This is a genomic window from Mycobacterium lehmannii (genome assembly GCF_002245535.1).
Classification (GTDB): Bacteria; Actinomycetota; Actinomycetes; order Mycobacteriales; family Mycobacteriaceae; genus Mycobacterium; species Mycobacterium lehmannii.
On the sequence record NZ_NKCN01000001.1, the window covers coordinates 291,816 to 311,642 of the forward strand.

General features: G+C 66.9%; 24 protein-coding genes. 4 read left to right on the top strand and 20 right to left on the bottom strand.

Going from position 1 to position 19,827, the window contains the following annotated elements:
* Positions 1 to 37 precede the first annotated feature (37 nt).
* The gene (locus CEX87_RS01480; protein ID WP_094285688.1) at positions 38 to 478 is read right to left on the bottom strand and encodes a limonene-1,2-epoxide hydrolase family protein; all 441 of its coding nucleotides are present in this window, start codon (positions 476 to 478) and stop codon (positions 38 to 40) included.
* A 42-nt stretch (positions 479 to 520) separates the two neighbouring features.
* Here CEX87_RS01480 and CEX87_RS01485 point away from each other — a divergent pair, with 42 nt between their 5' ends.
* A complete protein-coding gene (locus CEX87_RS01485) occupies positions 521 to 1,693 on the top strand; it encodes a glycosyltransferase (RefSeq protein ID WP_094285690.1) in 1,173 nt (390 codons plus the stop codon).
* A gap of 9 nt (positions 1,694 to 1,702) precedes the next feature.
* A complete protein-coding gene (locus CEX87_RS01490; protein ID WP_064416978.1) occupies positions 1,703 to 1,897 on the top strand; it encodes a DUF3046 domain-containing protein in 195 nt (64 codons plus the stop codon).
* A 4-nt stretch (positions 1,898 to 1,901) separates the two neighbouring features.
* Here the strand turns inward: CEX87_RS01490 and CEX87_RS01495 are convergent, their stop codons facing one another.
* The 19 genes from CEX87_RS01495 to hypA all read right to left on the bottom strand — a co-directional run bounded on the left by CEX87_RS01495 (position 1,902) and on the right by hypA (position 17,958).
* Positions 1,902 to 2,345, bottom strand: a complete 444-nt coding sequence (locus tag CEX87_RS01495) for a hypothetical protein (RefSeq protein ID WP_094285824.1) — start codon at positions 2,343 to 2,345, stop codon at positions 1,902 to 1,904.
* A gap of 53 nt (positions 2,346 to 2,398) precedes the next feature.
* Complete coding sequence (gene hypD / locus CEX87_RS01500; protein ID WP_064395249.1) at positions 2,399 to 3,526, bottom strand: hydrogenase formation protein HypD; 1,128 nt, start codon at positions 3,524 to 3,526, stop codon at positions 2,399 to 2,401.
* A 10-nt stretch (positions 3,527 to 3,536) separates the two neighbouring features.
* The gene (locus CEX87_RS01505; protein ID WP_064395250.1) at positions 3,537 to 3,809 is read right to left on the bottom strand and encodes a HypC/HybG/HupF family hydrogenase formation chaperone; all 273 of its coding nucleotides are present in this window, start codon (positions 3,807 to 3,809) and stop codon (positions 3,537 to 3,539) included.
* A 12-nt stretch (positions 3,810 to 3,821) separates the two neighbouring features.
* Positions 3,822 to 4,916 (bottom strand): hydrogenase expression/formation protein HypE, encoded by a 1,095-nt coding sequence (gene hypE, locus CEX87_RS01510; protein ID WP_066809190.1) that lies wholly within the window; start codon positions 4,914 to 4,916, stop codon positions 3,822 to 3,824.
* A complete protein-coding gene (locus CEX87_RS01515) occupies positions 4,913 to 5,599 on the bottom strand; it encodes a D-sedoheptulose-7-phosphate isomerase (RefSeq protein WP_064395251.1) in 687 nt (228 codons plus the stop codon). The genes hypE and CEX87_RS01515 overlap by 4 nt, the downstream gene beginning before the upstream one ends.
* A complete protein-coding gene (locus tag CEX87_RS01520; RefSeq protein WP_064395252.1) occupies positions 5,596 to 6,321 on the bottom strand; it encodes a HypC/HybG/HupF family hydrogenase formation chaperone in 726 nt (241 codons plus the stop codon). The genes CEX87_RS01515 and CEX87_RS01520 overlap by 4 nt, the downstream gene beginning before the upstream one ends.
* On the bottom strand, positions 6,318 to 7,037 hold the full coding sequence (locus CEX87_RS01525) for a DUF6390 family protein (protein ID WP_064416980.1): 720 nt from the start codon (positions 7,035 to 7,037) through the stop codon (positions 6,318 to 6,320). Before CEX87_RS01525 ends, CEX87_RS01520 begins: the two co-directional genes overlap by 4 nt.
* Complete coding sequence (gene hypF / locus CEX87_RS01530; protein ID WP_064416981.1) at positions 7,034 to 9,340, bottom strand: carbamoyltransferase HypF; 2,307 nt, start codon at positions 9,338 to 9,340, stop codon at positions 7,034 to 7,036. Before hypF ends, CEX87_RS01525 begins: the two co-directional genes overlap by 4 nt.
* Positions 9,337 to 9,600: a HypC/HybG/HupF family hydrogenase formation chaperone gene (locus CEX87_RS01535; protein WP_064416982.1), complete on the bottom strand. Its 264-nt coding sequence runs from the start codon at positions 9,598 to 9,600 to the stop codon at positions 9,337 to 9,339. The genes hypF and CEX87_RS01535 overlap by 4 nt, the downstream gene beginning before the upstream one ends.
* Before the next feature lie 3 nt (positions 9,601 to 9,603).
* Positions 9,604 to 10,080 carry a hydrogenase maturation protease gene (locus CEX87_RS01540; protein ID WP_094285692.1) on the bottom strand — a complete coding sequence of 159 codons (477 nt, stop codon included), beginning with the start codon at positions 10,078 to 10,080 and terminating at the stop codon, positions 9,604 to 9,606.
* 28 nt (positions 10,081 to 10,108) lie between these two features.
* Positions 10,109 to 10,228 (bottom strand): DUF6893 family small protein, encoded by a 120-nt coding sequence (locus CEX87_RS27930; protein ID WP_094285694.1) that lies wholly within the window; start codon positions 10,226 to 10,228, stop codon positions 10,109 to 10,111.
* Positions 10,219 to 11,556, bottom strand: coding sequence for a hypothetical protein (locus tag CEX87_RS01550; RefSeq protein WP_064428469.1), 1,338 nt, complete (start codon positions 11,554 to 11,556; stop codon positions 10,219 to 10,221). Before CEX87_RS01550 ends, CEX87_RS27930 begins: the two co-directional genes overlap by 10 nt.
* Entirely contained in the window at positions 11,553 to 12,197 is a 645-nt protein-coding gene (locus CEX87_RS01555; RefSeq protein ID WP_064395258.1) for a DUF6084 family protein, read from the bottom strand. Before CEX87_RS01555 ends, CEX87_RS01550 begins: the two co-directional genes overlap by 4 nt.
* Positions 12,185 to 12,826: a DUF5947 family protein gene (locus CEX87_RS01560; protein WP_064395259.1), complete on the bottom strand. Its 642-nt coding sequence runs from the start codon at positions 12,824 to 12,826 to the stop codon at positions 12,185 to 12,187. The genes CEX87_RS01555 and CEX87_RS01560 overlap by 13 nt, the downstream gene beginning before the upstream one ends.
* Complete coding sequence (locus CEX87_RS01565) at positions 12,823 to 13,761, bottom strand: NifU family protein (protein WP_064395260.1); 939 nt, start codon at positions 13,759 to 13,761, stop codon at positions 12,823 to 12,825. The genes CEX87_RS01560 and CEX87_RS01565 overlap by 4 nt, the downstream gene beginning before the upstream one ends.
* Before the next feature lie 3 nt (positions 13,762 to 13,764).
* Positions 13,765 to 15,561 (bottom strand): nickel-dependent hydrogenase large subunit, encoded by a 1,797-nt coding sequence (locus CEX87_RS01570; protein WP_064395261.1) that lies wholly within the window; start codon positions 15,559 to 15,561, stop codon positions 13,765 to 13,767.
* Positions 15,562 to 15,650: 89 nt separating this feature from the next.
* The gene (locus tag CEX87_RS01575; RefSeq protein ID WP_064416985.1) at positions 15,651 to 16,706 is read right to left on the bottom strand and encodes an NADH-quinone oxidoreductase subunit B family protein; all 1,056 of its coding nucleotides are present in this window, start codon (positions 16,704 to 16,706) and stop codon (positions 15,651 to 15,653) included.
* Between the two features lie 122 nt (positions 16,707 to 16,828).
* On the bottom strand, positions 16,829 to 17,626 hold the full coding sequence (gene hypB, locus CEX87_RS01580; RefSeq protein ID WP_094285696.1) for a hydrogenase nickel incorporation protein HypB: 798 nt from the start codon (positions 17,624 to 17,626) through the stop codon (positions 16,829 to 16,831).
* A gap of 2 nt (positions 17,627 to 17,628) precedes the next feature.
* Entirely contained in the window at positions 17,629 to 17,958 is a 330-nt protein-coding gene (gene hypA / locus CEX87_RS01585) for a hydrogenase maturation nickel metallochaperone HypA (protein WP_064395264.1), read from the bottom strand.
* A gap of 271 nt (positions 17,959 to 18,229) precedes the next feature.
* On the opposite strand from hypA, the gene recA reads away from it, so the two are divergent.
* Positions 18,230 to 19,279, top strand: a complete 1,050-nt coding sequence (gene recA / locus CEX87_RS01590; protein ID WP_064395265.1) for a recombinase RecA — start codon at positions 18,230 to 18,232, stop codon at positions 19,277 to 19,279.
* Positions 19,248 to 19,769 carry a recombination regulator RecX gene (recX, locus tag CEX87_RS01595; protein ID WP_094285698.1) on the top strand — a complete coding sequence of 174 codons (522 nt, stop codon included), beginning with the start codon at positions 19,248 to 19,250 and terminating at the stop codon, positions 19,767 to 19,769. The genes recA and recX overlap by 32 nt, the downstream gene beginning before the upstream one ends.
* Positions 19,770 to 19,827 lie beyond the last annotated feature (58 nt).

The following is a 19,827-nucleotide window of genomic DNA, read 5'->3' on the forward strand; positions in this document are numbered from 1 at the left end:
GCGAAGCGTAGGGGAAAGTCCGACGCGACGGGCGTAGTCACATCGTGGGGCGCAGCGCCGGGAACACCGCCGCGACCAGACCGCGCACCGTCGCCTTGAAGAAGTCCAGAGTGTCGAAGTAGTCGCGCCACAACGTGATTCGGCCGGCGTGCACCTCGAACGATCCGCACACCCAGAACTGCAGGCGCACCGGTCCGAACACCAGCGCGTCGGTGCGTTCGGTGAGCACGGAGCTGCCGTCGGCGGCGATGCGGTGAATTTTCACCTCGAAGCCGAACCGGCCCTGACCGCGACGCATCAGGCCGATGATGCGCTGGCGGCCGCGGATCGTGGGGTAGCCGACGTTGTGCCATTCGGCGTGATCGGCGAGCAGGCCGTCGGCGGTGTCGAAATCCTCGTCCTGCAAGGCGTAGAGGAACGTTTCCACCGCCCGGATGTTGTCGACGTCGGTTTTCAGTTCAGAAGCCTGGTCGGTCATGGGCGCAAGCCTAGTGCCGCGCCGCTGTGGCAGGGTAGCCCAATGCGCGTGGCGGTGGTTGCTGGACCGGATCCGGGACATGCCTTTCCGGCACTCGCGTTGTGCCTTCGTTTCCTGGCCAACGGGGATACGCCGACGCTGCTGACCGGGACGGAATGGCTGGACACGGCCCGCGACGCCGGGGTGGCCGCCGTCGAACTCCTCGGCTTGGATCCGGTGGACACCGACGACGACACCGACGCCGGCGCGAAGGTCCACCAGCGTGGCGCCCGGATGGCTGTGCTCAACGCGCCGCAGATGCGTCAGCTCGCGCCGGACCTCGTGGTCTCCGACGCCATCACCACGGCGGGCGGGTTCTGCGCCGAACTGCTCGGGCTGCCCTGGGTCGAGTTGAATCCGCACCCGCTGTACCGGCCGTCGAAGGGCCTCCCGCCGATCGGCAGCGGGCTGGCGCCCGGCGTCGGCGTCCGCGGCCGGTTGCGCGACGCGATCCTGCGCACCCTCTCCGCCCGGTCGTGGCGGCAGGGCATTCGCCAGCGCTCGGCGGCGCGTGTGCAAATCGGTTTGCCCGCAGACGATCCCGGCCCGCGCCGACGGTTGATCGCCACGTTGCCGGCGCTGGAGGTGCCGCGGCCGGACTGGCCTGCCGAAGCCGTGGTGGTGGGTCCGTTGCACTTCGAGCCGACGTCGGCGACGCTCGCCATCCCGCCGGGCGACGGACCCGTCGTGGTCGTCGCACCGTCGACCGCCACCACCGGGGAACGCGGCCTTGCCGAGGTCGCGTTGGAGACCTTGACGCCGGGGGAGGCGTTGCCACCGGGTTCGCGCGTCGTGGTGTCGCGACTCGGCGGCACAGAGGTCGCGGTGCCGCCGTGGGCGGTGGTCGGGCTGGGAAGACAGGACGAACTGCTCTCGCATGCCGACCTGGTGATCTGCGGAGGCGGCCACGGCATGGTGGCCAAGACACTGTTGGCCGGAGTTCCGATGGTGGTGGTCCCCGGCGGGGGCGACCAATGGGAGATCGCGAATCGTGTTGTGCGGCAGGGGAGTGCGCAGCTGGTGCGCCCTCTCGCTCCGGATGCGCTGGCGCAGGCGGTGCGCGAGGTCTTGGGCACACCCCGCTACCGGCAGGCGGCGCGGCGGGCGGGGGCGACGGTCGCCGACGTCGAAGATCCGGTACGGGTGTGCCATGAAGCGCTGGCCGCGTCGGCGTAGTTTGGGCTCGTGCGGTTGACGGAATTTCATCAGCTCGTCGAGGAACAGTTCGGCCCGGTGCGAGGCTCGTCGCTGCTCGTCGACCACGTCCTGAGCGCACTGGATGGGCGCACCGCCGAACAGGCCATCGAGGAGGGCGTCGATCCCCGGGACGTGTGGCGTGCGCTGTGCTCGGACTTCGACGTTCCGCGTGATCAGTGGTGAATCGCTAGCGTTTGTCCTCGGCGCGACCGGTGCCCACGGTGTGTGACGGGCCCACCCGATCGTCGCCGCTGTCGGACTCCGGCACCTGTGAAGCCGGTTGTTCGTCAGCGGGAGAGGCCGTCGCACCGCCCTCGGTCTCGCTCGGCGACGGTGCCTTGCTCGCTGCATCCGTCGCCGGTTTCACAGCGCCCGCGGTTCGTTCGCCGCCGTCGTCTCCTGGGCCTTCCGGCTTGGCCGACATCTGCCGACCCTCGTACGGGGGAATCTCGGGTTTGACGTCCTTGGGCGGTTCGTTAGTGAATCCCGTCTGGAAGTCCGGCTTTCCGCTGTTCTCGTGTGCGGGGACGGACTCATCACCGCGATAGGTGTCCGACGGACGGTCCGCCGGTCCGCCCGAGGGTTGATCGGATCCGGTTCCGCGCTTTCCTCGTTCCTCCGGCTCTGTCATGACAATCACTCCTCACTTGTCGCCGCGGGATCTGCGGCGACGAATCGACGGTCTCAGGCGCGTTGACCCAGGACCAACGCCGTTTCCCGGTGCAACCGGCCGAAGTTGTAGTACGCCGCGCAGGCGCCCTCGGGAGACACCATGCATGTCCCGATCGGTGTCTCCGGTGTGCACGCGGTCCCGAAGACCTTGCACTCCCATGGTTTGATGACGCCCTTGAGCACCTCACCGCACTGGCATGCCTTCGGATCGGCCACCCGCACACCCGGCATGGCGAAGGTGCGTTCGGCGTCGAAGTCGGCGTAGTCGGGGTGGAGCCGCAGCGCGCTCTGCGAGATGAAACCCAGCCCCCGCCACTCGAAATGCGGTCGCAGCTCGAACGTCTGCGCCATCAGCTTGAGTGCCTGGGTGTTGCCTTCGGGACGCACCACCCGCGTGTACTGGTTTTCGACCTCGCAGCGACAGCCCCGAATCTGCTGCAGCAGCATGTGCACCGACGCGAGGATGTCGAGCGGTTCGAATCCCGCCACCACCATCGGTTTTCCGTACACATCGGGGACGAACCGGTACGGGCGCAGCCCCACCACCGTCGAGACGTGTCCGGGCCCGAGGAATCCGGACAGTCGCAGGTCGGGGGACTCCAGGATCGCCTTGATGGGCGGAACGATCGTGACGTGGTTACAGAAGACGCTGAAGTTACTCACGCCCAAAGCTTTCGCGCGCACCAGCGTCACGGCGGTGGACGGCGCGGTTGTCTCGAAGCCCACTGCGAAGAACACAACCCGCCTGTCGGGGTTGTCGATCGCTATCTTGAGGGCGTCCAGCGGCGAGTACACGAAGCGCACATCGGCACCGCGGGCCTTCGCCTCGATGAGGTTGCCCCGCGATCCCGGCACCCGCATCATGTCGCCGAACGTCGTGAAGATGACGTCCGGTTGTTCGGCCAGCCACATCGCGTCGTCGACGCGTCCCATCGGGATGACGCACACCGGGCATCCCGGCCCGTGTACCAGCTCGACCGTCTCCGGCAGCAGATGCTCGATGCCGTGGCGGTAGATGGTGTGGGTGTGGCCGCCGCACACCTCCATGAACTTGAACTCGTCGTCGCCGGCGAGGTCGGTGATGGATCTGACCAGCGCGCGTGCTGCGGCCGGGTCGCGGAATTCGTCGACGAATCTCATGGTTTGCCTCTCAAGCGATTTCGGACGAGTTGAACGCTTCGATCTCGGCGGTGTAGTCGGCGCCCATCTTCTGCACCTGGTCGAGGGTAAGAGTGGCCTCGCGTTCGTCGATCTTGGCCATCGCGAATCCGACGTGGACCAGAACCCAGTCGCCGACCTGCAGATTGTCGTCGGCCAACAGGCGCACGCTGATGGTTCTGCGGACGCCGTTCACGTCGACCTTGGCCAGCGATTGTTCGGCGTCGACGATGTCGACCACCTGACCGGGGATGCCGAGGCACATTTCGGTCTCCTCTCAACAGATCCGCGGCAGGGGGTCGCCGACGAGCATGTCGACGATCCGGCTGCCACCGAACGACGTTCGTAGCGCGACGATTCCGCGGGGTTCGGGGACGATCTCGCCGACCACCGCGGCCTGCGCGCCCTGCGGGTGGCCGCGCAGCGCGGACACCGCGGCATCGGCTTCGTCGGCGGGCACCACGGCGACGAACTTGCCCTCATTCGCCACGTAGAGCGGGTCGATGCCGAGCATGTCGCACGCCCCGAGCACCTGCGGCAGGACGGGCAGCCTCTCCTCGTCGAGGATCATCGCGAAGGGCGAGTCTTTGACGAGTTCGTTAGCCACCGTGCCCACACCCCCGCGGGTCGCATCGCGCATCCACCTTGTCGACGGCGCCGCGGTCATCAGCAGCTCGACGAGTTCGTGCACCGGCGCCGTGTCCGAGGCGATGTCGGCGTCGATGGCCAGATCGCCGCGCGCCAGCATGACGGCCATCCCGTGCTCGCCGATCGTGCCTGACAGCACGACCTTGTCGCCGGGCTTTACGCTGTCGCGGGACAGTCGCCGGCCCTCGGGAATCAACCCCATGCCCGCGGTGCAGATGTAGACGCCGTCGGCGGCGCCCCTGCCGACGACCTTCGTGTCGCCGGTGACGATCTGCACCCCCGCGTTCAATGCGGCTTCGCCCATGTCCGCGACGATCTCGCGCAGTTCGGCGATCGGAAAGCCCTCTTCGATCACGAACGCCGCCGAAAGCCACTGTGGGCGGGCGCCGGACACGGCCAGGTCGTTGATCGTGCCGTGCACCGCGACGTGGCCGATGGAGCCGCCAGGGAAGCGCCGCGGCGACACCACGTAGGAGTCGGTGGAGAATGCCAGTTGTTCACCCGACGGCATCCGCACCGCGGCCGCGTCACCGAGTTGTTCGAGTTCGTCGTTGCGGAAGGCCTCGAGGAACACCGCGTCGACGAGCGCTGCCGACGACTTGCCGCCCGCCCCGTGTGCGAGCGTCACCACGTCGTCGAGCAGACGGGGTCGTCGCTGGCGGAACTTGTCGATCCGTTCCAGCACCCGGTCTTCGCGTTCGGACGCGCTCGCAGCTCGTGTCATGTGGAATGCGCTCCGTTCAGTGTGCGGGCCGTGGTGGTGTGCAGGTGTGTCTGGACTACCGACCAGAGTTGGTAGCCGAGCATCGCGTGGCTCTCCTGGATGCGGTGGATGCTCTGTGAGTGGATGGTGAAACAGAAGTCGAGGTCGTCGGCGGCCGCCATCCGCCCGCCGTCATGGCCGGAGAAGCCCACGGTCAGCAGACCTCGTCGCTTGGCTTCGGTGATCGCGGTCATCAGATCGTCGGAGTTGCCGGACGTGGACAGCGCGATCGCAACGTCGCGGTCGCGGGCGTGGGCGATGATCTGGCGTTTGAAGATCAGCTCGAACCCGACATCGTTGCCGAGCGCGGTAACCACGGCGTTGTCGGCGGCGAGCGACCACGCGGCGATCGGCCTTCCGCGCGCCGGTCGGCTGAACAGCGAGGCCAATGTCGCGGCGTCGGTGGAACTTCCGCCGTTGCCGAAGGTGTACAACCGCCCGCCGCGGCCGAACCGCTCGGCCATCTGCGTTCCGGCCGCGGTCAAACTATCGCCGTACTCATCTAGCGATTCCCGTTGAAGCCGAGCGCTTTCAGCGGCCTTACCGCGGGCCGAGGCCGCGAGATCGTCGAGCAGGCTCGTGGCGTCGGTCTCCTCGGACTCGATAAACGGGTACAGGAAACCGGTGGCATCGGATTCGGTCATCGGCGCACCTCCTCGGGCTCGACGCGCGAGATCGCCGCGCCGGCGTGAAGCAGGACGAGGTCGTCGACGGCGACGTCACCGATCAGCGTGACGTCGACCCACTCCTCGCCGTCGGCGGTGCGTACCAGCGCCGAACTCGTCGCGTCGACCGGTTCGGCGAGCACCTCGCCGAGCCGCCCCTCGTCGCTGCACGTCACGCAGACGGCAGCGGGCTGCGCCGGTCCGAGCAGACCCTGATGCTCGAAGCAGACGTGGGTGAGCTCCCACAGCAGGTGATACAGCAGCACGAACGCTCCGGTGGCGGGCACCATCGGGTCGTCGGTGTCGATCCAGAGGATGTGGTTCGCCGCTCCCGCAGGCGGACGCGGTCCGGAGCCGATCCACAGCGTCAGGACGCCCCACGCGCGGGCGCGCTGCATGGCGTCGACGACAGACGGTTCGTCCGCCGATGCCACCGCGACCAGCAGATCACCGGGCCGGCTGGCCACCCGCGTCTGCGCGACCGGATCCGGTTCGACCAGGGCGACCGACGGAAGCGCCCGCTTGCCCATGATCACCGGGTGCACGAACTCGACCGCGATGTGGTGGGCGTGCGGTTCCCATTGCGGTGAGATCACCCACAGGGTCGCGCCGTCGTTGAACCGGCGGGCCAGATCCAGCGCGGCGGCGGCCAGGTCGGCGGATAACTCGTCGCCGACATACGGTCGCTCAGCGATCGTCATCGCGATACTCCCTGTCCGAGAATAGAGTTCACAAGATCGAGCGTTGTCTGCGTGGCCCCTTCGAGGTCGGCGGCCTCCTCGTCGGTCAGCGTCCCGCAGATCCAGTCCCAGTGGGCGGAGACGATCGTCCCAGGTTTCGGAGGGGGCGCCAGTGACAGCCCTCCCCGCTTCCATGTGATTCGCTCGGCGCGCCGATCGCCCAGTACCAGGCGACCGTCTCCGTATTTCAGCGGCCGCGACGTGATCTCCGCCTGGTCGCCGGTGACGGACGTGACGGTGCCCCACCGGATGCGGCAAGCCTGCATGACGCCCATCGCGGTGTCGGCGTCGCGTCCCAGGAACTTCACCCAGGGGTAAACGACCAAGACGTGAAAGCTGTGGTGTGCCAGGGCATCAGAGGTGGAGGAAACAGCGTCGAGCAGTCCGGTGACTTGGCCGGTGAACGAGGCACGTAGCCGGGCGAGCAGGTGCTCGGGATCCACCTTGCTCAGCGCGCGACCACCGATCCAGTAAGCGCGAACGACCTCTTCGTCGAGTGCGTCAGAGGCGCCGAGCGCCTCGGCGATGGCGGACAGATACGGCCAGGCTCCATCGAATTCGCGTGCATGCGAGGCGAGCCCGGAAGTGGCGTTGACCTCGGCGGGTCCACAGTAGCCGAGCTCGTTCGGCGGGTACGCGTAGCGGCCGAACTCCGTACGACCGTCCTTGCCGTTCATGATGCGTTCCCCACCAGGAGCTGGCCGAGCGCGATACCGCCGTCGTTGGGCGGCACTATGCGATGGGTCATCGCGTCGATGCCCCTGTCGTGTAGCCCGTTCAGCGTCAACTCGAGGAGCAGCGCGTTCTGGAAGACCCCCCCGGAAAGGGCCACGGGACGCGACGAGTCGGCGTGTGTGCAAGCGAGGTCGACGACCAGGTCGGCGACCGCGCGATGGAACCGGGCGCCGATGCCGGACGGGGATATGCCCGCACGGAGGTCAGCGACGATAGCGTCAAGTACGGGCGCGGGATCGATCACCGCCGCGGAGTCGGATGTGTCGACGCTGAATGCGTAAGGCTCTGTGCCGCAATCGACGCCGCGGGACATGCCCTCCAGCTCGATCGCGGCCTGCGCTTCATAGTCCACCATGTGCCGCACGCCGACGAGCGAGGACACCGCGTCGAACAGCCGGCCCATGCTGGAGGTCGGTACGCACCCGAGACCGGTCTCGAGTTGCCGGGCAAGCGCTTGACGCTCGTCGGGTGGACAGGCCGAGACCGGGGGCAGTTCGGGATCCCACGCGATCCCCGCCGACCGCAGGTGTGCCAGGGCCATCCGATACGGGCGCAGGACGCTGACGTCACCACCGGCGAGGGGCACGTACTTCAGGTGCGCGAGCCGTTGGTAGCCCTTGTAGTTGGCCAGCAGCACCTCGCCGCCCCACACCGCACGGTCGGGCCCGTAACCCGTTCCGTCGAAGGCGAACCCGAGCACCTGTGTGGACCCGTCGAGGCCGTGTTCGGCCATCACCGCGGCGATGTGTGCGTGATGATGCTGAACTAGTTTGACCGGCCGGTCGGCGGCGTTGCGCCGGGCCCACTCGGTCGACCGGTACAGCGGATGCGCGTCGGCGACCAACACCTGCGGCGCGACGGACGTCAATTCCCGCAGGTGGCGTTGGGCGGAATCGAACGCCGACAGCGTCGCCAGGTCGTCCATGTCGCCGATGTGCTGGCTCAGCCATGCGTATCGGCCGTCCGCGACCGCCATGGTGTTCTTCAGGTCGGCGCCGACCGCCAGCGAGGGCGGTACCGGCATCGGCAACGCCACGGGCAGCGGCGCATAGCCGCGCGATCGCCGGATCGGCAATTCCACCGGCTCGTATCCGCCGTCGAGAGTGATCACCCGCATCACGGAGTCGTCGCAGGGCACCAGGATTTCGCGGTCGTTCATCAGCCAACCGTCGACGATGCGCGAAAGCCGTTCCAGCGCGGTCGCATCGACGAAGCAGATCGGCTCGCCGGCGAGGTTGGCCGAGGTCATCACCAACACGGTCGGTCCGGGTGCGTCGCCGGGCAGCCCGAACAGCAGAGCGTGCAACGGGGTGTAGGCCAGCAGGATGCCCAGGTCGGGGTTGTGCGGTGCGACGGCGTCGGCGACGGGGGCGCCGTCGCGCCGCGGCATCAACACGATGGGGCGTTGCGGTCCGGCCAGCAACCGCGCTGACGGCGCATCGATCTCGACCAGGCCGCGAGCGGTCGCGAGGTCGGGTGCCATCACCGCGAATGGTTTCTCGCCGCGGCGCTTCCTGGCACGCAACTCGGCGACCGCGCGTTCGTCGGCGGCGTCGCAGGCCAGGTGGTAGCCGCCGATGCCCTTGACCGCCAGGATGCCTCCGTCGGTCAGTAACCGGCGCGCGCGCCGCAGCGCGGATTCGCCCGTCATGGTGGCTCCCGCGAGGTCGCGGTAGGTCAACGTTGGGCCGCAGGCGGGGCAGCAGACGGGCTGGGCGTGGAACCTGCGGTCGGCGGGATCGTGGTATTCGCGCGCGCAGGCCTCGCACATGTCGAAGCCCGCCATGGTCGTGGCGTGCCGGTCGTAGGGCAGCGAGGCGATGATGGTGAAGCGCGGTCCGCAGTTGGTGCAGTTGATGAACGCATGACGGAAACGTCGGTTGCGCGGGTCGCGTTGTTCGGCGGCGCAATCGGAGCACATGGCGACGTCGGGTGAGGTGAGCGTGCGGCCACCGTCGGTCCGCGAGGTGTCGGCGATGACGAAACCCGTCCCGCCCGCGACCGGAAGCGCTTCGGTGTCAAGGCCTTCGATCACCGCCAGCGGCGGCGGGTGGTCGCGCAACCGGATCAGAAACGTCTCGACGTCGGCGGTCTCGCCCTCGACGACGACGAGCGCGCCCGCGCTGTCGTTGCGGACGCTTCCGGTCAGCCCCAGCGCGGCCGCTGTCGTATACACGAAGGGGCGGAAGCCGACGCCCTGGACCACTCCCCGGACCCGGACACGCAGCCGGCACCGCGTGGTCACGGTGAATCCTCAAGGCCCGGAACCGGTTCGCCCCTGCCCAACAATTGCAGACCCGCGAGTGCGGCGTCGGCCCCTGCCTTGTCGGTCTTCTCCACCGCGAAGCCCATGTGGATGATGACCCAGTCGCCCGGTGCGAACGTCTCCTCGGGCAGCATGCCGACGTTGACCTTGCGGTGCTCACCCGCGACGTCGACGAGGGCCAGCTGATCGCCGTAGCCCTCCAGCATCGTCACGACCTGCCCCGGTATCCCCAGACACATCGGTCAGCCCTCCGCCACCGAGACGTGGGCCGATAGTCCGGCGACCACCTCGCCGATCACCCGCACCGCCTCTGGTACGGCCGCCGCGACGGCATCCGACAGACCGATACCCTCGTCGACGCGGTCGACCTCGCAGCCGATCACCACGGTGAAGGGCGGGGTGCCGCCGAGCGCATTGAGGCTGTCGAACACCGCCGCGGGATCCATCGCGTGCGCGTCCAGACCCGTTGCGGCCCGGGCGTCGGTGAGGTCGGCCTCGAATACGTGGAGCGTGCCGGGCGCGCCGCGACTCGGGATGGCGTCGACGAGGACCAGGGCGTCGCAGCCGTCGAGCAGGTCGTAGGCGAGGTGCATGCCGCCGATCCCGTAATCCCTGACCGCAACGTGTGGTCCGGCGAGGTCGGGCGGCACGCGGCGCATCACCTCGGGGCCGAAGCCGTCGTCCCCGAGGAAGATGTTGCCGAGTCCGGCTACCAGAATTCGAGAGATCGGGACACCTCGTCCGGCTTCACATCCGGCGCATCTTCATGTAGCGCCGCGCATCCGGTACGGAGCGGATGCCGATCAACGCCGCCGCCACGGCCACGACCGCCACGGCTCCGACCGCGATCCAGCCAATCACTTCCATTGCGGACTCCCTTCAACCAGAGGTTCGACCTCGTCAGGTGCGAAGTACAGGTAGCGGCCGTACCAGTCGTGCAGTTCGGCACCGGGATCGTCCTCGATGACGACGCCGATATGGTGCTCGCCGTCGACGTCCTCATGCACCGAGGTGACGCGCGCGATCTTGTCGGCGTAGAACACGTCCTGCGCGTCGGCCCGCCGGGAGGGGTGCAACCGCACACGGCTGCCGCGGGCGATGCGAGTGTCGTTGACCAGCACCGCGTCCGAGTCCGGCTGCACCGCCGTATCGGCCATGGGATCCCACCACTCGACGCCGGCCGGGATCTGCGGGATCAGGTCCGGCTCCCCGCCCGGCACATGCGGGTTCCGCAGCACGCCGTGCAGATCGAGCATCGCCTCGGGCGACATCGAGTCGCAGCGGTCGATGATCGCCGCGGCGCGTTGATCGGTGGCCCGGGCCTGCGCCTTCTCGTCGTCGGTCATGGTCATGATGCGCAGCGTCAGGATCTCGTCGATCTCGGTCGAGTCGTAGAGCGCACCCTTGCTCTGCTCGGCGATCTCGGGGTGGTCGTAGAGGATGATCGGCGACGCGAGCACGAGATCCCGATGTGGCGCCGGTCCGGCGAGCACCGGAAAGCAGCGGTACTGGCGACACCGCGCCACGGCGTCGGCGGCCCACTCCGGCGGTTCGAGCAGGGAGATGAACTCACCGTCGGCCACCTCCAGCAAGAGGTGGGTCCCGATCAGTGACACGGCGATCGCCTCGTCCTTGTCGCCGGCCGGTGCAGCGGTGTTGCACACATCGAACGTGAGCCGCAGCAAGTCGCCGTTTTGCTCGGCGGAGACGTCGAGTCGGCCGCTCAGCTCGCGGCGCGTCCGCACCAGCCTGCCGCCCGCGACGGGCTCGATCTCTCTCGCCGACGGAACCGAGATGTCCAATGTCCGAGGCAGGCTCATGACCGGGAACGGGTCGATCGGGATCTCGCACTCGACGGCCTCGTCCCAGCTGACCCATGCATCGGCCCCCGAACGCAGCTCACCGACCGGTTCGAACCGTCCACCCCCGGCGTCGCGTTCGACGCTGCGGCGCTGCAATTGCAAGAAGCGGATCACACCGGTAACCATCGGGATGCCGTGCGGGTCCACCAGCACCTGGGTGCACAGCGAGGCGTCTTCTCCGATGGCGGCCTCCGCGGCGCCGTTCGGTCCCAGAACGCCGAACTGCCAACGGGACTGGTTCTTGCTCGAGCTCGCTCGGTAGGGATACAGCAGGTACCCCTCGTAGAGCACCGCGTCCGCGACGGCCCGGGCGTGATCCCAGTCTGCGGTCATCGAATCTCCTCTGCGGTGTGAGCGGCCAGTAGCGAGACGATCGCGTCGTCGTAGTTCAGGAGGCCGCGGGCTGATTTGAACTCGGACAGCGCGTCGATGGTGTCGTGACTCAGCCGCAACCAACCGGTGTTGGGAAAGTGCAGGCGCATCAGGTCGTGCCACGTCGACACGGGCAGGTCGTAGTGGTCCTCGCGATCCCAGGGGACCTGCTGAACGCTGAAGTTCTTTTCACCGCGGGAAAAAACCGTTCCACTGAACAGGAATTGCAGCGGAACCCCACCCTCGCCCAGCGCATGGAAGTATTTGGCCGCAGTCACCTCGAGGTCGTATGTGCACTCGAGCGGCAGGTCGACCTGCGTGGTCCCGGTGAAGCCCGGAACCATGGTGCTGGCATGCTGCCAAAGGAAGTTGTGTTGTGTGGTGTCCCAGCGCTCACGGGGTCCGAACAGGTCGAGCAGTCCGAACGCCTCGTCATCGGAGTACCGGCGGCGCAACGGTTCGATGCGGACCTGGCACCGCAGCGCGATGGCATGCACGGGGTCGTCACCGTCGGAAGCGATACCGATCCGGGCCGTGAGCACCGGTGCCACCGCGTACGGTTCGGCGCGGATGTCGAGCACCGCGAAGGTCAGCTCTGGCACGGCGCCACCACCTTCGCCCGGTCACGCACGTGCTCGAAGAAATCGTCGAGATATCCGCGCACCTGCTGACCGCCGTCGAAACCGTGCCACAGCTGGCGGAGCCTGCCGACGAACTCGTAGCAGGCGTCGATGGGCACCAGGAAGCATTCCGGTGCCCGACGTTCATCGTCGGGCACCCGCACCAGCAGGGCCTCGGTGTCGTCGGCGAGCAGGTCAACCCGCGGGTCCGCCGCACGGACGCCGTCCCACGCGGAGAGGTCCAGTTCAGACTCGGTCGCGCCCGCCGGCCCGGGATAAAAGGCCACCACGCGATTCAACGTCGAGTTCCTGAAGAAGAACGCCAGCCCGACCGGGATCTGAAGAAGCTGCCAATCCCGGCGTCCCAGCCCGAATTCCGGGAAGGACAGCCAGCGGTCGGGGACCGCGCGATAGCGGAGCTCGGCGCTGGTGTCGGTGAACAGCAGATAACAGCCGCGGCATACGCACATCAGCGCTCGCGCTTCGACATTCACGACGTGCTGGTGTTCGTCGGCGATCGCTTCGGCGCACATCTCACAGCGTTCGCCCGCGGGTGCGGGGGCGCCGCGGTTGGCCCGGATCATCGCGAGCACGTCGTACGCGCTGGTCATGCCACACCCGCCTCGGTGGCTTGCGCGCCCATCGCGATCGACAGCACGCCGTCGCGCGCCAGCAGCGGAATCGGCTCCAGGTGAGTGAGCGGATCGGAGCCCTCGTCGACGCAGGCTCCCGCGTGCACAACGTCGAAATGGGCATGGCAGCGCGGGCAGCGCAGCACCGGGTCACCCGCGGGTGACCCGATGCTGCGGTGGAGCGCGGCACCGGCCAGCGATTCATGGCAGACACCGCACCGGTCGCGGTAGGCGAACACCTCGTCGCCGATGCGGCACGCCAGCACAGTGGTTCCCGCCACCGAGAACCCGCCGACCTCGCCGGGCGTCAGGTCGGTGAATTCGGGGACGGGGTGCCACGAGGAATGTCCGGGCGCGCGCTGCTCGACGTGGCTGAACAGCGTTGCCGGCGAAATCATCGTCGGGCTCGGCTCCGGCGCAACCACCTCGATCGCGGTTACCTCGGGGGCCGCCGCCCGGATGGCGTCCTCAACGGTCAACTCCAGGGTGACCGCCGACGAGGGGCAGCTCTTGCAGCTGCCGGCGAACTGCAGGCGGACGGTGAATCCGTGTGAGCCGTCGTCGACGGTTTCGAGAAGCGTCACGTCACCGCCGTGTGAGCCGAGATAGGGCCGCACCCTGTCCAAGGCGTCCCCGACGCGCCGGTGGATATCGTGCGGGTGCAAGCCGTGTACGAGCAGCAGGCTCGCGACGAGGTCGTCGCCGGCCAGCCGTTCGGCGATCCGGGCGTCGGCGCTCACCGCGATCCGCAGCATCCGCTCGAGTGCGGCGCCGTAGAGATCGGTGACCTCACCGAGGAGTTGGACCGCCCGCTCGTGTGCGGCGGGGCCGCCTGCGGCCGACGCATCGAGCAGGGCCTGTATCCGGTCACCCGCCGTACGCCATTGCGCGTCGTTCTCGATCGGCGGGGCCATTCCCTATTCCCCGGTGACGGACTGGGTGGGGGAGTGCAGCAGGTCCAAGGTTTTCCCTTTACCCAGGTACATGTGCACGCCGCACGGCAGGCACGGGTCGAAACTTCGAACGGTGCGCATGATGTCGATGCCCTTGAAGTGCTCCCTGTCGTTCTCCTCGAAGATCGGCTGGCCCTGGACCGCGTCCTCGTAGGGTCCCGGTGTGCCGTAGCTGTCGCGGGGATTCGCATTCCACGGTGTCGGTGGATAGGGGTGATAGTTGGCGATCTTGCCGTCGCGAATCACCATGTGGTGACTCAGGACTCCGCGTACCGCTTCGGTGAACCCGCAACCGATGCCCTCGTCGGGCACCTCGAACTTCTCCCAGGTCTTCGTCCGGCCGGCGCGGATCTCCGTCAACGCCTTCTCCGCGAAGTGCAGGGCGCAGGCGGCCGCATAGGCCTGGAAGTACGTTCGGGCGCGATTGCGCTCGAGTGTGTTGCTGCCGTATTGCGGGATCTTCCACTCGAGCTCGACCGGGCCCTTCAGGGCCGTCTTGGGCAGGTTGATCTGCACACTTTGGCCGGTCGCCTTGACATAGCCGATGTCGACCAGCCCGGCGAGCGCGGTGGACCACAGCCGTGCCAACGGCCCGCCGCCGGTGTCCAGCGCCAGGTGGTCCGTGCCGTCGAACCAGCGCGGAGCCATCACCCAGCTGTAGTTACCGTCGAAGTCGCGCTTCTGTGGCCGCGGGTTGGTGTGCTGGTTCCAGGGGTGCCGTCGGTCGATGGGATTGCCCAGCGGATCGGTCTTGACGAACATCTCCTGATCGGTCCAGTCGTCATAGTACGAGTGGCCCAACAGGATTCGGATACCAAGGTTGATGTCGACAAGCGAGTGGGTGTGCAGCTTGCCGTCGATCACGATTCCGGGTGTGACGAACATGGCGTCGCCCCAGCGCTCCATGTCCTTGTACTCGAAGTTGCACACCTCGGGATCCTGGAACGACCCCCAGCAGCCGAGCAGCGTGCGCCGCAGGCCCACTTGGTCGTAGCCGGGGAGCGCTTCGTAGAAGAAGTCGAAGAGATCGTCGTGCATCGGCACGACCTTCTTCATGAACTCGACGTAGCGCATCAGCCTCGTCATGTAGTCGGTCATCAACTGGACCGTCGCGGTGGTGCCGATGCCACCGGGGTAAAGCGTCGACGGATGAACGTGCCGACCTTCCATCAGGCAGAACATCTCTCGCGTCCAACGACTGACCTGCAACGCCTCCCGGTAGAACTCACCGGTGAATGGGTTGAGCGAGCGCATGATGTCGGCGATCGTGCGGTGGCCGTGCATGTCGGCGTGCGGCGCCTGGGTGTTCTCGGCCTTGGCCAGCACGCTGGGATTGGTCTCGGCGACCATCTTCTCGCAATAGTCCACACCGACCAGGTTCTCCTGGAAGATGTTGTGGTCGAACATGTACTCGGCGGCCTCGCCGAGGTTGATCAGCCATTCGCCGAGATGCGGCGGTTTGACGCCGTAGGCCATGTTCTGGCAGTAGCACGAGCACGTCGCGTGATTGTCGCCGCAGATGCCGCAGATGCGGCTGGTGATGAAGTGGGCGTCGCGCGGGTCCTTGCCCTTCATGAAGATCGAATAGCCGCGGAAGATTGACGAGGTGCTGTGGCACTCCACGACCTCGCGGTTGTCGAAGTCGACCTTGGTGTAGATGCCGAGGCTGCCGACGATCCGGGTGATGGGGTCCCACGCCATCTCCACGAGTTGGCCCGGATCGCGCTTCACGTGTGACGGCTCGGGGATGATGGTTGTCATCGAACTCTTCTCTCCCTCTTCTGATGAGAAGCGTCACAGGCCGTTTCGATACCCGAAAGCACGCCTGCGCGCCCCGGGACGAACCACACCTACCAGGTGCGGGTCGCTCCGGTCGTGAGTTGCGTGCCGGGATGGCGCCACTTGGGTTCTTTGTCGACGGTGCGGCCCGTGACATGGCGCAGGCTGCGGATCACCGATCCGTACAGAGCTGACGCCGCGGTGGACACTTTGCCTCCGGGTGGTTCGTCCATGAACGGCATGAACTTGTCCGGGAATCCCGGCATGGTGCAGCCGATGCATATGCCACCCACGTTCGGGCAACCGCCGATACCGTTGATCCAGCCGCGCTTCGGCACGTTGCACTTGACGACCGGACCCCAACAGCCCAACTTGACAATGCATTTCGGCGAACCGTACTCGGTTGCGAAATCGCCTTGTTCGTAATAGCCGGCCCGGTCACATCCCTCGTGCACGGTGGCGCCGAACAGCCACTGCGGGCGTAACGCGTCGTCAAGGGGAATCATCGGAGCCTGATCCGTGGCCATGTACAACAGGTAGGTCAAGGTTTCGGCGAGGTTGTCGGGCTGGATCGGACATCCGGGTACGCAGACGATCGGAATGCCTGCCTTGCTCTTCCACTCCCAACCGAGGTAGTCGGGCACGCCCATGGCGCCGGTCGGATTGCCGGCCATCGCATGGATGCCGCCGTAGGTGGCACAGGTCCCGACCGCGACGATGGCAGTGGCTTTAGGCGCCAGCCGATCCAGCCATTCGCTCGTCGTCATCGGTTGGCCGGTCGCGGGGTCGTTGCCGAAACCGCACCAGTAGCCTTCGGCTTTGATCTTCTCGTTCGGGATCGACCCCTCGACAACCAGAACGAACGGCTCCAACTCTCCTCGGTCAGCCTTGAAGAACCATTCGAGAAAATCGTCGGCGCCCCCGTTCGGTCCGCATTCGAAATCGATCAGGGGCCAATGGACGGCGATTTTCGGCAGCCCGGGGAGCGCGCCAAGGGCGATCTCCTCGATGCTGGGCTGGGTGGCGGCAGTCAACGCCACCGAATCGCCGTCACAACTCAAACCGGCGTTGATCCACAGGACGTGGATCAAGGCCTCTTCTGCTTTGACTGCTGCCTCCGTTGGCATAGGTCACAGCTTCCTGGGGGCCGGGCTGGGGCCCTCACGACCGGGAGCCGGGCTGCGGCTCCCAACCTCACGTTGTGCCGTGGCGCCGAATTCCGGCGCTGAGTCTGGGTTTACTCCCGGGGTTATGTCTTGTCAACGGTTGCCAGGGCAGAAGCCGAGTTTGCGCAATCGTCGATCCAGTCGTACCAGCGCGAGCTACCATCACCGGTGGCGGCCGACATCGCCAGTATCTGCGCGTCGCGATTCAGTGATCGCACGTAACCGCAACATTTTTCAAGATCGAAGTCGACGTATGGCAGTAAATCGATCTTGTTGACGATCACCAGCCCCGCCGCCGCGAACATGTGCGGGTACTTCAACGGTTTGTCGTCGCCTTCCGTCACCGAGATGACGACGACTTTGCTGTGCTCGCCGAGATCGAACAGCGCGGGGCAGACGAGGTTTCCCACGTTCTCGATGAACAGCACCGAGCCACGCTCCGGGTCGAGCTCGTGCAGCGCGCGGTGCACCATCTCGGCGTCGAGGTGGCAGCCTGCGCCGGTGTTGATCTGTACGGCGCGCGCTCCGGTGGCCCTGATGCGCTCGGCGTCCAGGAGCGTCTCCTGATCGCCCTCGATGACCGCCACCGGGCGATCCGGGTTGAGCTCGCGGATCGTGCGCTCGAGCAGCGTGGTCTTTCCGGCTCCAGGGGAGCTGGTGATGTTGAATGCCACGATGTCGTGCGCGGCCAGCCAGGCGCGGTTGCGTGCGGCCAGCTCGTCGTTCTTGGCGAGCACCCTCTGCTCGAGGGTGATCGTCTCGGTGTGGGAATGGTCGTGGTTGTGGGAATGGTCGTGGTTGTGGCCGTTCTCATGATGGTGGGCGTGTCCCGGCACAGTGACCGTCGCGCCGTCGTCGCCGCAGCCGCAGGTTGCGCACATGCTCAACTCACTTCCATCGAGAGGATCTTCAGATCCCGTCCGGCGATCACCTCGACATCCGCGCTGCCGCAGGGGCACAACAGAATCAGGTCGCGCAGTTCGAAGCTCTCACCGCAGGTGCGGCAGCGCGCGGCACCGGGTTGCACGTCGAGGTCCAGGCGCGCCCCGTCGGCGACCGTGCCCGCAGTGGCAAGTTCGAAGCAGAAGCGCATCGAATCGGGTACCACGGCGCACAGCGCGCCGACCTCGAGTTGGACGCGGTGCACCCGGCGTCCGGCGGCGTGCTCGCACACCGCATCGATCACACTTTGCGTTATCGCCATCTCGTGCACGCGGACCCCGTTTCGGCCGGGATGTCTTCACCATAGGCCGCGCAGCGGGCGGCGGGGAGTGGACGGGAGAACCATTCGACACTGATGGCCGATGGCACGGCGTGTCTCCCTCGAGTCGAACAGGTGTTCGTCTACTGTGGGCGGTGTTCGACGGCTAGATGCTGCTGGTCAGGCCGACCTGTCCCGACTTGTCGGAGGCTGCCTCTAGCGTCACGGCCAACTGATCGAAACCGATCACCGAACAGCTAGACATCCAAGGACGGAGACCACCATGGCGCAGGCACCCGACCGCGAGAAAGCCCTCGAGCTGGCCCTCGCACAGATCGACAAGAACTTCGGCAAGGGCTCGGTGATGAGGCTCGGCGAAGAGGTCCGCCAGCCGATCTCGGTCATCCCGACCGGTTCGATCGCCCTGGACGTGGCGCTCGGCATCGGCGGCCTGCCGCGCGGCAGGGTCATCGAGATCTACGGCCCGGAGTCCTCGGGTAAGACGACCGTCGCACTGCACGCGGTCGCCAACGCGCAGGCCGCCGGCGGGATCGCGGCGTTCATCGACGCCGAGCACGCGCTGGACCCCGAGTACGCCAAGAAGCTCGGGGTGGACACCGACGCGTTGCTCGTCAGCCAGCCCGACACTGGTGAGCAGGCGCTGGAGATCGCCGACATGCTGATCCGCTCCGGCGCACTGGACATCCTGGTCATCGACTCGGTGGCCGCACTGGTGCCGCGCGCGGAGATCGAGGGCGAGATGGGCGACAGCCATGTCGGCCTGCAGGCCCGGCTGATGAGCCAGGCGCTGCGCAAGATGACCGGCGCGCTGAGCAATTCGGGCACCACCGCGATCTTCATCAACCAGCTCCGCGAAAAGATCGGTGTGATGTTCGGAAGTCCTGAGACAACAACGGGCGGAAAGGCTTTGAAGTTCTACGCCTCGGTCCGGATGGATGTCAGGCGGATCGAGACCCTCAAGGACGGCACCGACGCGGTCGGTAACCGCACCCGGGTGAAGGTCGTCAAGAACAAGGTTTCGCCGCCGTTCAAGCAAGCCGAGTTCGACATCCTCTACGGCAAGGGCATCAGCAAGGAAGGCTCGCTCATCGACATGGGTGTCGAGCAGGGCTTCATCCGCAAGTCCGGCTCGTGGTTCACCTACGAAGGTGAGCAGTTGGGCCAGGGCAAGGAAAACGCTCGCAACTTCCTGCTCGAGAACGTCGAGGTGGCCAACGAGATCGAGAAGAAGATCAAAGAGAAGCTCGGCATTGGCGCAGTGGTGACCGATGACTTGAACGATGACGTACTGCCCGCCCCGGTCGACTTCTGAGGCCTCGCGCGAGGAGCAGGCGCGGAATGTGTGTCTGCGCCTGCTCACCGCGCGAGCGCGTACCCGGGCCGAACTGGCCGGCCAGCTGGCCAAGCGCGGGTATCCCGAGGACGTCAGCGACAAGGTGCTCGACAGGCTCGAACAAGTCGGCCTCGTCGACGACGCCGACTTCGCCGAACAGTGGGTCCGATCCCGGCGGGCAAACGCCGGAAAAGGCCGGCGGGCGTTGATCGCCGAACTACGCACCAAAGGCGTCGACAACGAGGTCATCGAGGCGACGCTGGCCGACGACGAACCCGGTGCCGAACGCGCCCGCGCCGAGCGACTCGTCGCCGACAAGCTGCGCCGCGAGAAGCTGGCCGACGGTGACGATGCCAAGCTGGCGCGCCGCCTGGTCGGGATGCTTGCCCGGCGCGGATACAGCCAGACGATGGCGTTCGATGTCGTCAAGGTCGCGTTGGCCAACGAACGCGAACGTCGTCAGGTCTAGTACCGGAACGTCGGGGCGGCGACTCGAGTCGTCGCGCACACAGCGTGGTCGGTTGCAA

Bases quoted from the DNA above. Each gene is read 5' to 3' on its own strand.
- CEX87_RS01485 (WP_094285690.1), top strand. From the start codon at position 521: ATGCGCGTGGCGGTGGTTGCTGGACCGGATCCGGGACATGCCTTTCCG.
- CEX87_RS01570 (WP_064395261.1), bottom strand. From the start codon at position 15,561: ATGACAACCATCATCCCCGAGCCGTCACACGTGAAGCGCGATCCGGGC.
- hypE (WP_066809190.1), bottom strand. From the start codon at position 4,916: ATGACACGAGCTGCGAGCGCGTCCGAACGCGAAGACCGGGTGCTGGAA.
- CEX87_RS27930 (WP_094285694.1), bottom strand. From the start codon at position 10,228: ATGGAAGTGATTGGCTGGATCGCGGTCGGAGCCGTGGCGGTCGTGGCC.
- CEX87_RS01480 (WP_094285688.1), bottom strand. From the start codon at position 478: ATGACCGACCAGGCTTCTGAACTGAAAACCGACGTCGACAACATCCGG.
- CEX87_RS01560 (WP_064395259.1), bottom strand. From the start codon at position 12,826: ATGACCAGCGCGTACGACGTGCTCGCGATGATCCGGGCCAACCGCGGC.
- recA (WP_064395265.1), top strand. From the start codon at position 18,230: ATGGCGCAGGCACCCGACCGCGAGAAAGCCCTCGAGCTGGCCCTCGCA.
- CEX87_RS01520 (WP_064395252.1), bottom strand. From the start codon at position 6,321: ATGACGATCGCTGAGCGACCGTATGTCGGCGACGAGTTATCCGCCGAC.
- hypB (WP_094285696.1), bottom strand. From the start codon at position 17,626: ATGTGCGCAACCTGCGGCTGCGGCGACGACGGCGCGACGGTCACTGTG.
- CEX87_RS01505 (WP_064395250.1), bottom strand. From the start codon at position 3,809: ATGTGCCTCGGCATCCCCGGTCAGGTGGTCGACATCGTCGACGCCGAA.
- CEX87_RS01495 (WP_094285824.1), bottom strand. From the start codon at position 2,345: ATGACAGAGCCGGAGGAACGAGGAAAGCGCGGAACCGGATCCGATCAA.
- CEX87_RS01535 (WP_064416982.1), bottom strand. From the start codon at position 9,600: ATGTGTCTGGGGATACCGGGGCAGGTCGTGACGATGCTGGAGGGCTAC.
- CEX87_RS01525 (WP_064416980.1), bottom strand. From the start codon at position 7,037: ATGAACGGCAAGGACGGTCGTACGGAGTTCGGCCGCTACGCGTACCCG.
- recX (WP_094285698.1), top strand. From the start codon at position 19,248: ATGACGTACTGCCCGCCCCGGTCGACTTCTGAGGCCTCGCGCGAGGAG.
- CEX87_RS01550 (WP_064428469.1), bottom strand. From the start codon at position 11,556: ATGACCGCAGACTGGGATCACGCCCGGGCCGTCGCGGACGCGGTGCTC.
- CEX87_RS01565 (WP_064395260.1), bottom strand. From the start codon at position 13,761: ATGGCCCCGCCGATCGAGAACGACGCGCAATGGCGTACGGCGGGTGAC.
- hypD (WP_064395249.1), bottom strand. From the start codon at position 3,526: ATGAGATTCGTCGACGAATTCCGCGACCCGGCCGCAGCACGCGCGCTG.
- CEX87_RS01515 (WP_064395251.1), bottom strand. From the start codon at position 5,599: ATGACCGAATCCGATGCCACCGGTTTCCTGTACCCGTTTATCGAGTCC.
- CEX87_RS01575 (WP_064416985.1), bottom strand. From the start codon at position 16,706: ATGCCAACGGAGGCAGCAGTCAAAGCAGAAGAGGCCTTGATCCACGTC.